Annotated in this window: 11 protein-coding genes; 7 read left to right on the top strand and 4 right to left on the bottom strand. The window is 73.2% G+C overall.

The genetic code is table 11. The annotated features are described in order from the left end of the window. The first annotated feature begins 70 nt into the window (after positions 1-70). Positions 71-4636, top strand: coding sequence for an ATP-dependent helicase (locus tag CHC05_RS33565; RefSeq protein ID WP_089254655.1), 4566 nt, complete (start codon positions 71-73; stop codon positions 4634-4636). A gap of 450 nt (positions 4637-5086) precedes the next feature. On the opposite strand, the gene CHC05_RS33560 is transcribed toward CHC05_RS33565, so the two are convergent. Continuing rightward, positions 5087-5851, bottom strand: a complete 765-nt coding sequence (locus CHC05_RS33560) for a DUF4259 domain-containing protein (protein ID WP_089254654.1) — start codon at positions 5849-5851, stop codon at positions 5087-5089. Positions 5852-5953: 102 nt separating this feature from the next. Here CHC05_RS33560 and CHC05_RS33555 point away from each other — a divergent pair, with 102 nt between their 5' ends. Both CHC05_RS33555 and CHC05_RS33550 read left to right on the top strand, forming a co-directional pair. After that, positions 5954-6460 carry a SigE family RNA polymerase sigma factor gene (locus tag CHC05_RS33555; RefSeq protein ID WP_089254653.1) on the top strand — a complete coding sequence of 169 codons (507 nt, stop codon included), beginning with the start codon at positions 5954-5956 and terminating at the stop codon, positions 6458-6460. Continuing rightward, the gene (locus CHC05_RS33550; protein WP_089254652.1) at positions 6453-7334 is read left to right on the top strand and encodes a hypothetical protein; all 882 of its coding nucleotides are present in this window, start codon (positions 6453-6455) and stop codon (positions 7332-7334) included. Before CHC05_RS33555 ends, CHC05_RS33550 begins: the two co-directional genes overlap by 8 nt. On the opposite strand, the gene CHC05_RS33545 is transcribed toward CHC05_RS33550, so the two are convergent. Next, positions 7281-7883 carry a phosphoribosyltransferase gene (locus CHC05_RS33545; RefSeq protein ID WP_089254651.1) on the bottom strand — a complete coding sequence of 201 codons (603 nt, stop codon included), beginning with the start codon at positions 7881-7883 and terminating at the stop codon, positions 7281-7283. The two genes, CHC05_RS33550 and CHC05_RS33545, sit on opposite strands and share 54 nt — an antisense overlap. A 91-nt stretch (positions 7884-7974) precedes the next feature. Here CHC05_RS33545 and CHC05_RS33540 point away from each other — a divergent pair, with 91 nt between their 5' ends. Beyond that, positions 7975-9237 (top strand): hypothetical protein, encoded by a 1263-nt coding sequence (locus CHC05_RS33540; protein WP_089254650.1) that lies wholly within the window; start codon positions 7975-7977, stop codon positions 9235-9237. 3 nt (positions 9238-9240) lie between these two features. Here CHC05_RS33540 and CHC05_RS33535 read toward each other — a convergent pair whose 3' ends face one another. After that, on the bottom strand, positions 9241-10167 hold the full coding sequence (locus CHC05_RS33535; protein WP_089254649.1) for an LLM class F420-dependent oxidoreductase: 927 nt from the start codon (positions 10165-10167) through the stop codon (positions 9241-9243). Between the two features lie 18 nt (positions 10168-10185). On the opposite strand from CHC05_RS33535, the gene CHC05_RS33530 reads away from it, so the two are divergent. From CHC05_RS33530 to CHC05_RS33520, 3 genes are read left to right on the top strand one after another with little or no spacing between them, the layout of a single operon-like run. Then, a complete protein-coding gene (locus CHC05_RS33530) occupies positions 10186-10692 on the top strand; it encodes a GNAT family N-acetyltransferase (protein WP_089254648.1) in 507 nt (168 codons plus the stop codon). Between the two features lie 3 nt (positions 10693-10695). Next, positions 10696-11469, top strand: coding sequence for an SAM hydrolase/SAM-dependent halogenase family protein (locus tag CHC05_RS33525; protein ID WP_089254647.1), 774 nt, complete (start codon positions 10696-10698; stop codon positions 11467-11469). 27 nt (positions 11470-11496) lie between these two features. Next, positions 11497-12294: a DNA-formamidopyrimidine glycosylase family protein gene (locus CHC05_RS33520; protein ID WP_089254646.1), complete on the top strand. Its 798-nt coding sequence runs from the start codon at positions 11497-11499 to the stop codon at positions 12292-12294. A 383-nt stretch (positions 12295-12677) separates the two neighbouring features. Here CHC05_RS33520 and pspM read toward each other — a convergent pair whose 3' ends face one another. Then, positions 12678-13463 (bottom strand): phage shock envelope stress response protein PspM, encoded by a 786-nt coding sequence (pspM, locus tag CHC05_RS33515; protein ID WP_089254645.1) that lies wholly within the window; start codon positions 13461-13463, stop codon positions 12678-12680. Between the last annotated feature and the right edge of the window lie 6 nt (positions 13464-13469).

Genomic DNA, 13469 nt, shown 5'->3' with positions numbered 1-13469 from the left:
TTGTCCCGTTCTGATCACGTGGAGTTAGAAACTGTCACACCCCTCGGGCAGGATTGCTGACGTGGATGTGATGGGGAGCTTCGGGCCGGCGACCAGGGAATGGTTCGCCGCCGCCTTCGCCGCGCCCACCGACGCCCAGGCCGGTGCCTGGAAGGCGGTGGGTGCCGGGCGCAACGCCCTGGTCGTGGCCCCCACCGGGTCCGGCAAGACGCTGGCCGCGTTCCTGTGGTCGCTCGACAAGCTGTCCCGCGAGCCGTTGCCGGCCGAGCGCAAGCAGCGGTGCCGAGTGCTGTACGTCAGCCCGCTCAAGGCGCTCGCCGTCGACGTCGAGCGCAACCTGCGCGCCCCGCTGACCGGCATCCGGCAGGCCGCCGGGCGGCTCGGGCTGCCGCCGCCCGACATCACCGTCGGCATGCGCACCGGCGATACGCCCGCCGACGAGCGGCGCACCTTCGCCCGCACGCCGCCCGACATCCTGATCACGACGCCCGAGTCGCTGTTCCTGCTGCTCACGTCGGCCGCGCGCGACTCGCTGCGCGGTGTCGAGACGGTGATCGTCGACGAGGTGCACGCGGTCGCCGCGACCAAGCGGGGCGCGCACCTGGCGCTGTCGCTGGAGCGGCTCGACGAGTTGCTGCCCAAGCCGGCCCAGCGGATCGGGCTGTCGGCGACCGTGCGGCCGGTCGACGAGGTGGCGCAGTTCCTCGGCGGCGCGCATCCGGTCGACGTGGTGCGGCCGGACACGACCAAGACGATCGAGGTCAGCGTCCAGGTCCCGGTCGAAGACATGACCCGGCTCGACGAGGTCGAGGAGCCGGGCGACGAGCCGGGCACGGCCCGGCGCGCGTCGATCTGGCCGGCGGTCGAGGAACGCGTCTATGACCTGATCACCCGGCACCGGTCGACGATCGTGTTCACCAACTCCAGACGCAGCGCCGAGCGGCTCTGCGCCCGGCTCAACGAGCTCGCCGTCGAAGCCGTCGAGGAGATCGCGGCGGGCGGCTCCGCGCGGCTGCCGGCCGAGATCATGGCGCAGGCCGGCGCGGCCAGCGGCGCCCCACCGGTGATCGCCCGGGCCCACCACGGCAGCGTCTCCCGCGAGGAGCGGAAGAACACCGAAGAGGCGCTCAAGTCCGGCGCGCTACCGGCCGTGGTCGCGACGTCCAGCCTGGAGCTGGGCATCGACATGGGCGCGGTCGACCTGGTGATCCAGATCGAGGCGCCGCCGTCGGTGGCCGCCGGGCTGCAGCGGGTCGGCCGCGCCGGCCACCAGGTCGGTGCCGTCTCCCGTGGGGTCGTCTTCCCTAAGCATCGCGGTGACCTGGTGTCCTGTGCGGTGGTCGCCGAGCGGATGGGCGAGGGGGCGATCGAGGAGCTGCGCTACCCGCGCAACCCGCTCGACGTGCTGGCGCAGCAGGTCGTGGCGATGGTGGCGCTCGACCCGTGGGCCGTCGGCGACCTGTCGGTGCTGGTCCGCCGGGCGGCGCCGTTCGCGGAGCTACCCGACTCCGCGCTGCACGCGGTCCTCGACATGCTCTCGGGCCGCTATCCCTCGACGGCGTTCGCGGAGCTGCGCCCCCGGTTGGTCTGGGACCGGGCCACCGACCAGCTCACCGGCCGCCCGGGCGCCCAGCGGTTGGCGGTGACCAGCGGCGGCACGATCCCCGACCGAGGGTTGTTCGGCGTGTTCCTGGCCGGCGCCGAGCGCGCCGCCCGGGTCGGCGAGCTCGACGAGGAGATGGTCTACGAGTCGCGGGTCGGCGACGTCTTCCTGCTCGGCTCGACGTCGTGGCGCATCGAAGACATCACGCCCGACCGGGTGCTGGTCTCGCCCGCGCCCGGGCAGGCGGCCCGCATGCCGTTCTGGAAGGGCGACCAGATCGGCCGGCCGGTCGAGCTGGGCCGGGCGATCGGCGCGCGGCTGCGCACGTTGGTCAAGCAGGATTCGGACGCCGCGGTCGGCGCCCTGAAGGAGGGCGGGCTCGACGACTGGGCGGCCGGCAACCTGATGGCCTACCTGACCGAGCAGCGGGAGGCGACGCGCTCGCTGCCCGACGACCGCACCGTCGTGGTCGAGCGGTTCCGTGACGAGCTCGGCGACTGGCGGATGGCCGTCCACTGTGTCCTGGGTGCCCGGGTCAACGGCCCGTGGGCACTGGCGGTCGGTCAGCGGCTGGCCGAGCGCTACGGGGTCGACGCCCAGGTGATGCCCTCCGACGACGGCATCGTCGTGCGGCTGCCCGACACGGCCGACGAGCCGCCGGGCGCCGACATCGTGGCGTTCGACCCCGACGAGATCACCCAGATCGTCGAAGAGGCGGTCGGCGGGTCGGCCTTGTTCGCGGCCAGGTTCCGGGAGTGCGCGGCCCGGGCGTTGCTGCTCCCGCGCCGCGACCCGCGCCGCCGCCAGCCGCTCTGGCAGCAACGGCAGCGCTCGGCGCAGCTGCTCGACGTGGCCCGCGAATACGGCGACTTCCCGATCACGCTCGAGGCCGCCCGCGAGTGCCTGCAGGACGTGTTCGACGTGCCCGGGCTCAGCGGCCTGATGCGCGACCTGGCCGCCCGCAAGGTGCGCCTGGTCGAGGTCGAGACCCAGCGGCCGTCGCCGTTCGCGCGGTCGCTGCTGTTCGGCTACGTCGGCGCCTTCCTCTACGAGGGCGACTCCCCGTTGGCCGAGCGCCGGGCGGCCGCGCTGGCCCTCGACTCGGCGTTGCTCGGCGAGCTGCTCGGCCGGGTCGACCTGCGCGAGCTGCTGGAGCCCGCGGTGGTCACCGAGACCGAGCGGCAGCTGCAGTGGCTGACCCCCGAGCGGTCCCCGCGCGACGCCGAAGACGTGGCCGAGCTGCTCCGCCTGCTCGGCGACCTGTCCCCCGCCGAGTTGATCACCCGGGGTGCGGCGGTGGAGTGGGCGTCGGAGCTGGTCGCGGCCCGGCGGGCCCTGCTCGTGCGGATCGCCGGCGAAGACCGGTTCATCGGCATCGACGACGCGGGTCGTTACCGCGACGCACTGGGCGTGGCGCTGCCCGTGGGCATCCCGACCGCCCACCTGGAGCCGGTCGCCGACCCGCTCGGTGACCTGGTGGCCCGCTACGCCCGCACGCACGCGCCGTTCGCGGCCATCACCGCCGCCGCGCGGTTCGGGCTCGGCGTCTACGTGGTCGAGCAGTCCCTGCGCCGGCTCGCGGCGACCGGCCGGGTGGTCTCGGGCGAGTTCTCCCCCGGCGGCGCCGGCAGCGAGTGGTGCGACGCCGAGGTCCTGCGGATGCTGCGCCGCCGGTCGCTGGCCGCACTGCGCCGCGAGATCGAGCCGGTGCCACCCCGGGTGCTGGCCACCTTCCTGCCCCGCTGGCAGCAGGTCGGCTCCTCGGCCCGCGGCGTCGAGGCGGTCGAGGCCGCGGTCGAGCAGCTACAGGGCCTGGCGGTGCCCGGGTCCGCGCTCGAGCGCCTGGTGCTGCCGGCGCGGGTGGCCGACTACCAGCCGGGCTACCTCGACGAGCTGTGCGCGAGCGGCGAGGTGGTCTGGGCCGGCGGCGGCGCCATCTCCGGCGGCGACGGCTGGGTCACCCTGGCCTACGCCGACTCGGCGCCCCTCCTGCTGCCGGTCCCCGACGACGCGTTGGCGCTGACCCCGCTGCACGAGGCCGTCCTGTCGGCCCTGTCCGACGGCCAGGCGCTGTTCTTCCGCACGCTCTCCGACCGGGTCGGCGCCACCGACGACGCCGAGCTCGTGGGTGCGGTGTGGGACCTGGTCTGGGCCGGCCACCTGACCAACGACACGCTGGCTCCGCTACGCGCGGTGCTCGGCGCCGGCGGCGCACACCGCTCGCGGCCGAGCACGCCCCGCACCCGCTACCGCCGCCCCGGCGGCCGGGCGGTCATGCCGAGCCGCACCGGCCCACCCACGGTCGCCGGCCGCTGGTCCCGGCTCCCGGAGCGCGACGCCGACCCGACCCGCCGTGCGGCGGCGCTGGCCGACGTCCTCCTCGAACGCCACGGCGTGGTCACCCGGGGCGTAGCCGCCGCCGAGGGAGTGACGGGCGGCTTCGCGGCGGTCTACCCGGTGCTGGCCGCGCTGGAGGAACGCGGCGCGGCCCGCCGCGGCTACTTCGTCGAGGGCCTGGGCGCGGCCCAGTTCGCGGTCCCGGGCGCCGTCGACCGACTACGCGCCATCGCCGACCGCAACGACCGGGTCGAGGCGGTCGAAGAGCCACCGGGCCGCGGCCGGGCCCGCGGCAGCGGCCTCGCCCTGGTCCTGGCGGCAACGGACCCGGCCAACCCTTATGGCGCGGCCCTGCCGTGGCCGGACCGCGCGGTCGACTCGGGCGAGGGCCAACCCGGCGGCCAGGCCGCCGGCCACCGAGCAGGCCGCAAGGCCGGCGCCCTGGTCGTACTGGTCGGCGGCGACCTAACCCTCTACGTCGAACGCGGCGGCCGCACCCTGCTCTCCTTCACCGACGACATGGACGCCCTGACCGCGGCCGCGAAGGCCCTGGCCGACGCGGTCCACACAGGAGCCCTGGGCGCCCTGTCCGTCGAACGCGCGGACGGCGAAGGCGTCTACGCATCACCCCTGCGCGACGCCCTGACCTCAGCAGGCTTCCGAGCAACACCACGCGGCCTACGCCTACGCGGCTGACGAACACCAGGGCGGCCGCGCCTGATGGCCGCAACACGCGGCCCGCGACACGCCGACGACCGAACACCACCGCACCGCCCGCGAACGGCGCGGCCGGGGCGGCCGGGGCCTGATCGCCGGAACACAACGCGGCCCGGGACCACGCCAACAACCAATCGCCCATGGCATCGCCCGCGCAGCGGGCCGGCGGCGCCAAGGCCCGCACAACGACACGGCCCGCGACCACCCCAACAACCAAGACCACCGCGCGCCTGCGAGTGGCACCTCGAGGAGGGTTCGGGCCTGTTCGGCGGGACTCCACTTGGGGCCTACGCCGAGGGCCGGCACAAGGGCATCGTCGTCCGCGAGCGGCGGGTCGACGGCGTGATTGACAGGTCGATCTTGGTTCGGCGCGCTACGCGCGGCCGAAGTCGGTTGGGGTCTTGGCTGCTTTTGCTCTGAAGGCCCTGCCTATCGGGTCCGTACCGTCGTCCACGAGGGCATAGAAGTCGCCGTCGGGCGGCAGCGAATCGGGTCTTCGCCCTTCTCGCTGCGGGTCAGCACGTCCGCTAGGAAGTCCGCGGCCTCCGGAAGGCCGAAATACCGCATCGCCTCGATCGCGCGCACGACTCGGAACGGCTCGTTGACCTCCAGGGCGAAATCCAGCCCGCCTGACATCGCGCAGTTGTAGACCCGTAGCAGCGACGCGAGATGCTCCACGCCCGGTGGGGTGCCCTCGGGCACCTCACCATCGACTCCGTAGTCGGCGGCGTCGTTCCAGATGCGGTCGAGGTCGTCCAACCCGGCTCCGGCGGCGAGCACCTGCGACAGTTCCGCGATCGTGTCCCGCGCTGCGGCGGCGTTCGTTTCGGTCGTCCACCCCCGATGCCAGGCGCCGTCCGGGCCGGCCACGAACAGCAGCGCGGCACGCGCGATCTTTGTCAGCTCCCGCGCGGGCGCGGCCAACCGGGGTTCGGGGACGAGGTCGTTCGCGACCAGCCTTTCGAGGTCTTCGGCGAACTGTTGCCCGAACGGCAGGGTCGCCGCGACGATCGCCGCCGCGGCCACGACCTCGTCCGGGAAGAACTCCCGGCCGAGCAGATCCGGTTGCTCCCGCACGCGTACGAGCAGGCGCTCCAGCTCGGCCGCCCGCTGCGCGAGAGGGCGCGCTGCCAGCTCTTCCAGGAAATTCCTGGCTCCATCGCTGGAGAACGGGCCGGTTCCGAACGTACCCATGCGTGCTGCTCCTCGCGACGGCCGTCGCCAGAAGCTACAAGACGACGCAACCTTCGGCCAGGCCCAGGCGTATATCCCGCATCCGGTGTGGCGGAGGGGTGGATGGACGGCGCGCGCGAGGTGGACTTCGACGAGTTCTATCGGGCTGGTCGGCGGCGCATGTTGGGCTACGTCTACGTACTCACCGGCGACATCGTCGAGGCACAGGACGTCGTGCAGGAGGCGTTCGTGCGCGCCTGGCAGCGGTGGGCGACCGTCGGGCGTTATCCGGATCCCGAGTCGTGGGTACGCGTGGTCGCCGCGCGCATCGCGATCAGTCGGTGGCGCGGGCGGCGCAGTCGGGCGCGGGCGTACGCGCGACACGGTGCGGACCGGCCCGTCGACGGGCCGACGCCCGACACCGTGGCCCTCGTCGACGCGTTGCGACAACTGCCGGCCAACCAGCGAACTGCCCTCGCGCTGCACTACGTGCTCGGGATGCCGGTCGCGGACATCGCGCGGGAGACCGACGTCGCCGTCGGCACGGTGAAGGCCCGCCTCTCCCGGGGCCGGGCCGCCCTGGCGCAACTGATGAGCGACGACAACCTGGCGGAGGTGAACCGTGGCTGATCTCGAAGAGCTCGCCGGCCGGCTCGACCACGAGCTTCCCGACGTCGCGTGGGACGAACCCGAGCGAATCCGACTGCGGGGCCGGACCAGGGCCCAGCGCCGCACGACGGTGTTGGCCGCGGTGAGCCTGCTGGTCGTCGCGGCCGGCGCTGGCTGGCTCGTGACCGGCACGCGGTCGACGCCGGCCAGACCAGCTCCCGCCACTACCTCGGCGGCCACGCCGGTGCCGGCCACAACCCCGGCGACGCCAAGCCCGACCGACCAGACGCCGGTCGTCGACGGTTCGACGTTGTTCCCCAAGTCCGCCCTGCTCCAGGGGCCCGACGTCGGCGCCGGCTACGAGCTGACCAACGACGTCGGCTACTCGCCGGGCGCGTACCCGACGTGGGTGTTCGGCAGCAGCGACTGCCCGGCGTACCCGCAACTGGGCATCACGGCCCACCAGGAGTACCTCTGGTTCCGCCATGCCAACCTCGAGGGCGGCGGCCCGCCGGTCTTCACGGAGGGCAGCCGCTACCCGGCCGGGCTGGCCGCCGACGTCATGGCCGACATCGACAGCGTGACCAAGGCCTGCGCGAGCTGGGAGACCCCGGGCGGCGAGGCCACCAGCGAGCAGCGGCCGGGCACCACGACGACGACGTACACCGTGCTGGCGAAGGATTTCGCGGGCGACCAGTCGCGGCTGGTCCGCCAGCGGGTCCGGACCGTCGGCGACGACGGCGCCGAGCTCTACGCGGGCGTCACGACGATCGCGGCCGTACGGGTGGGTGACCGGGTCAGCTTCGTCATGCTGGAGCTGGACGACCCGCAGCGGGTGCGGTTACTCGGCGAGCGCGCCGCCGACCGCCTGTGCACCGCCGACGACAGCTGCTGAGGCCGGCTCGTAGACGTGCGGGGCCAGCCGGGCGCAGCAGCGCAGGTTGCGGTAGCGGCCCTGGTAGTCGAGGCCGTACCCGACGACCACGCCGTCCGGCACCTCGAAGCCGACATATCGGACGCTCGCCGCATGCGCACCGGGCTTACGGAAGAGAGCGAAGAACTCGAGTGACGCGGGGCCGCGGGCGCGCAGGTTGTTCATCAACCAGGCGGCAGTGAGCCCCGTGTCGATCACGGTGTCGACGATCAGGACGTCGCGACCCGCCACGTCCACGTCGATGTCCTTGCGGAGCCGGACCGCTCCGGAACCGCCCTGGCCGGCCCCGTACGAGGTGATCCCCATCCAGGTGATCTCCACGTGCCGGTGCAGGGCGCGGGCCAGGTCCACCGTCACGGTGGCCGCCCCGTTGAGCACCCCTACCAGGAGCAGGTCACGCCCCGCGTAGTCGGCCTCGATCCGCGCGGCCAACTCGGAAACCCGGGCGGCGATCTCGTCTTCGGTCGCGAGGACCTCGGCCACGTCGTCGATCACGTGCGCGTGTTCCACGCGGCACAAGCTACCCCACTTCGCCCCGGAGACTCCATCACACGAACGTGCGGGGCGGGCGCCGCGGACCCACGCCTGGCACCATCAGTGCGTGCCGCTCACCGCATCCCGCGCCCTCGTCCGGCAGACCGAGCGCTGGTTCGTCCGGCGCGGCGTGCCACAGATGATCGCCGGGTACGACTTCCGCCGGCACGTGCTCCCCCGCATGGCGCCGTACCTGGGCATGATCGCGGTCGTCGATCTCGCCTGGTTCGGCTCGCTGGCCGCCGGCGCCGAAGGGCGGACCCACGACCTGATCGGGCTCGCGGCCGTCGTCGCCGCCCTCGCCGCCTGGCCCGCGCTGGCCGCCCTGAGCCGGCGGATGCCCAGGTTCTCGCTATTCACCGCGTGGACCTTGCTGGCCGGGTACGCCCTCCTGCTGGCCGCCGTGCCGCTGACGGCGCTCACAGACGGATGGTCCGGCGAGGGAGTGACCAAATACCTGCTGGCCGCCGTGGCGACCACCGCCGGCGGCTACCTGGTGGTCACCTACGGCCTGCTGCCCCTGCTGCGCAGTGCCGTCCGGCACGCCATCGACGACATGCGCAACAGCCTGCGGCTGCAGGGGCGGGCGCTGCCGATGCTGCTGTTCGTGACGTTGTTCTTCTTCTTCACCGGTGAGCTGTGGCAGGCGATGCACCGGCTCGGCTGGGACCGGGTCGGCTGGGTGCTGGCGCTGTTCGCGGCGGTGACCATCCTGGCCAGCGCCGGCCGGCTGCGCGACGAGATCGGCCGGGTCGAGCGCGACCTGCGTCCGGACCGGCTCAGCCACGCCTGCAAGCGCACGCCGCTGTCCATGGTGGACATGGCCGACGTGGCACCGGACGGGAAGCCGCTCGCGCCGGTGCGGCTGGCCAACGGCCAGGTCACGAACCTGCTGGTCATCCTGGCCACGCGCCAGCTCGTACAGGCGGCCGTGGTCGGGCTCGGCCTGTTCGGCTTCTTCGTGCTGCTGGGTTTCCTGATGGTGACCAGGGAGACGGCCAAGCAGTGGATCGGCGAGGAGCCGGCCATGCTGGGCTCGATCCCGGTCGCGCTGCTGAAGAACGCCGCGGTGCTGGCCGGGTTCGGGAGCATGTACTTCGCCGTCACCTCGATGATCGACGCGGAACAGCGGCACCAGTTCTTCGCCCCGATCCTCGACGAGGTCGAGCGCGTCCTGGCCGTGCACGCGGTCTACCTGACGATCCGCGGCATCGTCCTGCCCAACGCCCCGACCACCACCGCCCCGCGCCAACCGGACCCGGTCGCGACGCCGCCGGCCACCCCGGCGCCAGCCGGCACCGCCTCCCCCCAAGGCGACGCCGGCGAGTGACGGTCAGGGGAGCTGCGGCGCGATCTCCGCGGCGATCAGCTCGATCAGGTCCAGGTCGCGCAGGTCGCGCATCTGCAGGAACAACCGGGTCGCGCCCGCCTCCACGTACGCGCCGAGGTCGTTCACGATCTTGTTCGGCGTGCCGATGACCGTGCCGTCGCCTGAGTCGGTGTCCAGGATGTCCGTGCCCCAGCGGGCCCGGACCTCGGCGTCCGTGCGTCCGCTCACGACCGTCACCGCGGCCGACTTGACCGGCAGGTCGGCCCGCCCCGCGAAGACGCAGGCGTCGTCGACCAGCCGGTAGACCCGCGCCACCTCGGCCGCCGAGCGGAACGGCACGTTGAACTCGTCCGCGAAGCGCGCGGCCAGCGCCGGGGTGCGCTTCGGGCCCGCGCCACCGATGATGATCGGCGGGCGAGGCGACTGGGTCGGCTTCGGCAGGGCTGGCGAGTCCACGATGCTGTAGTACTTGCCCGCGTAGTTCATCCGCTCCCCGACCGGCGTCGCCCACATCGACGTGAGGATCTCCAGCTGCTCCGTCAGCCGGTCGAAGCGCTCGCCGATCGACGGGAACGGGATCGCGTACGCCTGGTGCTCGGCCTCGTGCCACCCGGCACCGAGTCCGAGCTCGATCCGGCCACCGCTCATCTCGTCGACCTGGGCGACGCTGATCGCCAGCGGACCCGGGTGGCGGAAGGTGGCCGAGGTGACCAGGGTGCCGAGGCGGATCGTCGAGGTCTCCAGTGCCAGGCCGCCCAGCGTGACCCACGAGTCGGTCGGCCCGGGCAGACCTTCGCCGCCGTCCGTGTGCACATAGTGGTCCGAGCGAAAATAGCCGTCGAAACCGGCGTCCTCCGTCGTACGAACGGCCCTGACCTGATCGGCAAAACTGGCACCGAACTGCGGTTCGGTGAAGATGCACAAGCGCATGTGTGCCAACCTAGCCCGATGCTTCCCTCGACCGGCTGGCAGATCCGCCAATCCTTCGACGGCGACGACCGGGAGGCGCTGGACGAGTTCCACCAGCGCACCTGGGGCGGCCCCATCGTGGTCGCGCACGACGAGGCGATCGACCTGCGTACGCTGCCGGCCCTGGTCGCCGTCGGCTCCGACGGCAAGTTCGCCGGCGCGCTGTCGTGGCGGGTCGACGGCGACGCGCTCGAGGTGGTCAGCCTCGCGGCCGCCACCAGTGGCCAAGGCGTGGGCACGGCGCTGCTCGCCGCGGTGGTGGCCGAGGCCCGAGCCGCCGGGTCCAAGCGGGTCTGGCTCGTCACCACCAACGACAACCTCCGCGCCGTGCACTTCTACCAGCGCCGCGGGCTGCGCATCGTCGGTGTGGACCCGGGCGCCGTCGACCGGGCCCGGCTGATGAAGCCGAGCATCCCGACGGTCGCCGGCAACGGCATCCCCATCCGCGACGAGCTCCGCCTCGAGCTGCCGATCGAAGGTCAATGACCAATGTGGATCAGCTTCACGACTGACTACGGCCGGCTCGACGGCTTCGTCGCCGCATGCCACGGAACGATCGCGAAGATCACCCCGGCGGCCCGGATCATCGACATCACCCACGACGTGCCGCCCGGCGACGTCGCCCGGGGCTCGGTGGTCCTCGCGCAGACCGTGAACGACCTGCCCGCGGCCGTACACCTGGCGGTCGTGGACCCTGGCGTGGGCACTGCCCGGCGCCCAGTCGCGTTGCGCGCCCCCGGCGGCCTGCTCGTGGGCCCCGACAACGGCCTGCTGATCCGGGCGGCGGACGCGCTAGGCGGAGTCACCGAAGCGGTCGAGCTGCGCAACCCCGCCTGGCTCGCCCCGATCGTGACCCGCACCTTCCACGGCCGCGACATCTTCGCCCCGGTCGCCGCGCGGCTCGCCGGCGGAGCACCGCTGGCCGATGCCGGCCCCGCGGTCGAGCCGGCCGGCCTGGTGCGCCTCCCGGAACCCGTGGTGAGCCAGGGCGACGGCTGGCTGGAGGCGACGGTGCTCTCCGTCGACCGCTTCGGCAACGTCCAACTCGCCGCCCAGGCGGACCTGCTGCCGGCCGGCTCCACGTCACGGGTCGCGGACCAGCCGGCGGTGATCGGCGAGACGTTCGCGGACGCGGCACCCGGAGCGCTCGTGGTGCTCGTCGACTCGGCCGGGATGGTCGCGGTCGCGGCCAACGGCGCACCCGCCGACGCGGCCCTGGGCGTACGCCCCGGCGACGTGCTGCGGATCACTGTCGAGCGCTGACGGCGGCCTTTGCGGCACGATGGAAGCGTGCCCGAAGGCGACACAGTCTGGAACACGGCCCGCACCCTCCAGCGCGCGATCGGCGGCGGCGAGCTGACCGCGTCCGACTTCCGGATCCCGCGCCTCGCGACCACCAAGCTCACCGGCTGGCGGGTCCTGGAGTCCACCGCGCGCGGCAAGCACCTGCTGCTGCGCCTGCGCGACCCGGCGGGCGCCGACCGCACCCTGCACTCGCACCTGCGGATGGACGGGGCCTGGCGGGCGTACGCACCGGGCGAGCGCTGGGCGGCCAAGCCCGCACACCTGATCCGGGTGGTGCTCCGCACGGCGGACGCGGTGGCGGTCGGCTACCACCTGCACGACCTGACCCTCGTGCCCACCGCCCGCGAGTCGGACCTGGTCGGCCACCTCGGCCCGGACCTGCTCGGCGCCGACTGGAACCCGGCCGAGGCGGTGGAGCGGCTGTCCGCGCACCCCGACACCGCGATCGCCGAGGCACTGCTGGACCAACGCAACCTGGCCGGCATCGGCAACCTCTACAAGGCGGAAACGCTGTTCCTGCGCGGCGTCTGGCCCTGGACCCCGGTGCGCGCGGTGCCGGACCTGCCGGCCATGGTCGCACTCGCCCAACGCCTGCTGGCCAGCAACCGGGGACGCTGGCTGCAAACCACCACGGGCTCCCTGCGCAAGGGCGACGCCAACTACGTCTACGGCCGCCGCGCGCAACCCTGCCGCCGCTGCGCCACCGCGATCCAAAAAGCCGAGCAGGGAGAACGCGTCACCTATTGGTGCCCGAGGTGCCAACCCAAACCAAGCGATCTTTGATTTCGCGCGTCCGCAGTGGGCACGACCGCCCATGCTTTCATCGCCAACCCACAATGAACGAACGCTCATTCATTTACGCGCGTCCGCGGTCGGCACGACCGCTCGCTCCCGCGCGCACCGCTCGCTTTGCGTCGCTGCCAGGCTCGCGGGGGTTTTTCTCTGAGTGGCGGAACGAGGGACCACCCGCGCCGCGAGCCGGGGCGCACCGCGAGCCGGAGCCGAACGCGAGCCGCAGCGCACCGCGGAGCCCAGGCGCGGACAGAGGCCAATGCAGTCGGACCTCGGTGTCGGCAAGGCCAACCGCGCGACCTCAGCCTGAGTAAAGGGGCACCGCGAGCGCGGGGCAGCGCCCTGCTTCGGGCAAAGGCGGGGCGGTGCGTGGGCTAGGAAGCGGCGCGCATTGGGTCCGGGGTGGTTTGGCGCAGTTCGGATAGGCCTGAGGCGACGCCGCGTAGGAGGTCGCTGGCTTCCGTCAGGCGGGAGACCGACGGGTGGGTGGTGCCGAGACGGCCATCTTCGGCCACGTAGGCCGCCGCTGCTGCGACGAGCCGTTCGTAGGCCGCTACGCCTTCGTCGAGTTGTTGCGTCAGGTCGCGGTGGGCCTCGGTCAGGCCTGGTTTGGCGTCCGGCGGGGCCAACTGCACTGCCTTCTCGATGCCGGAGACCCGGTGGGCCAGGTCGCGCAGTGAGTCCTCCGCTACCGCCGCCTCCAGGACCGCGCCGCTGCCCATCCCGGTCAGTCGCGGTGCGAGGTTGGTCAAGGTTGACGAAGCCCGGTCCAGGCGGTCCCAGCCGGTCGCTGCCGTGCTGCCGCGCAACGCGAAGCGGCCCTTCTGGCGGCGTACCTCCGCCAACGCCGAGCGGCCACCGGGGGCCGACTCGACGGCGGCGATCAGGCGGGCGCGGGTGCGCTCGGCGGCCAGGGCCGGGTCCGGCGCCGGTGGGGCCGGCTCGGCCGACAGCCGGCGCAGGTCGGCCCAGCGCCAGCCGGCCAGCACCAGCGAGCCGCCCGCGGCGGCCGCCCAGGCGGCGTCGGGCAGGCCCAGGCCGGCGTAGGGAGTCAGGACAGCAGCCGCGCCCGCCAAGCCGGCGCCGGCCACGCTCCAGCGGCGCGCGGAGCGACGCAACCGGCGGAGTCGCCGGAAATAACGGGTCCGCGCGTCGGCCACTTCTGT

The sequence above is a fragment of the Asanoa hainanensis genome, assembly GCF_900188485.1.
Classification (GTDB): domain Bacteria; phylum Actinomycetota; class Actinomycetes; order Mycobacteriales; family Micromonosporaceae; genus Asanoa; species Asanoa hainanensis.
This window is presented reverse-complemented; position numbering and strand designations above follow the sequence as displayed.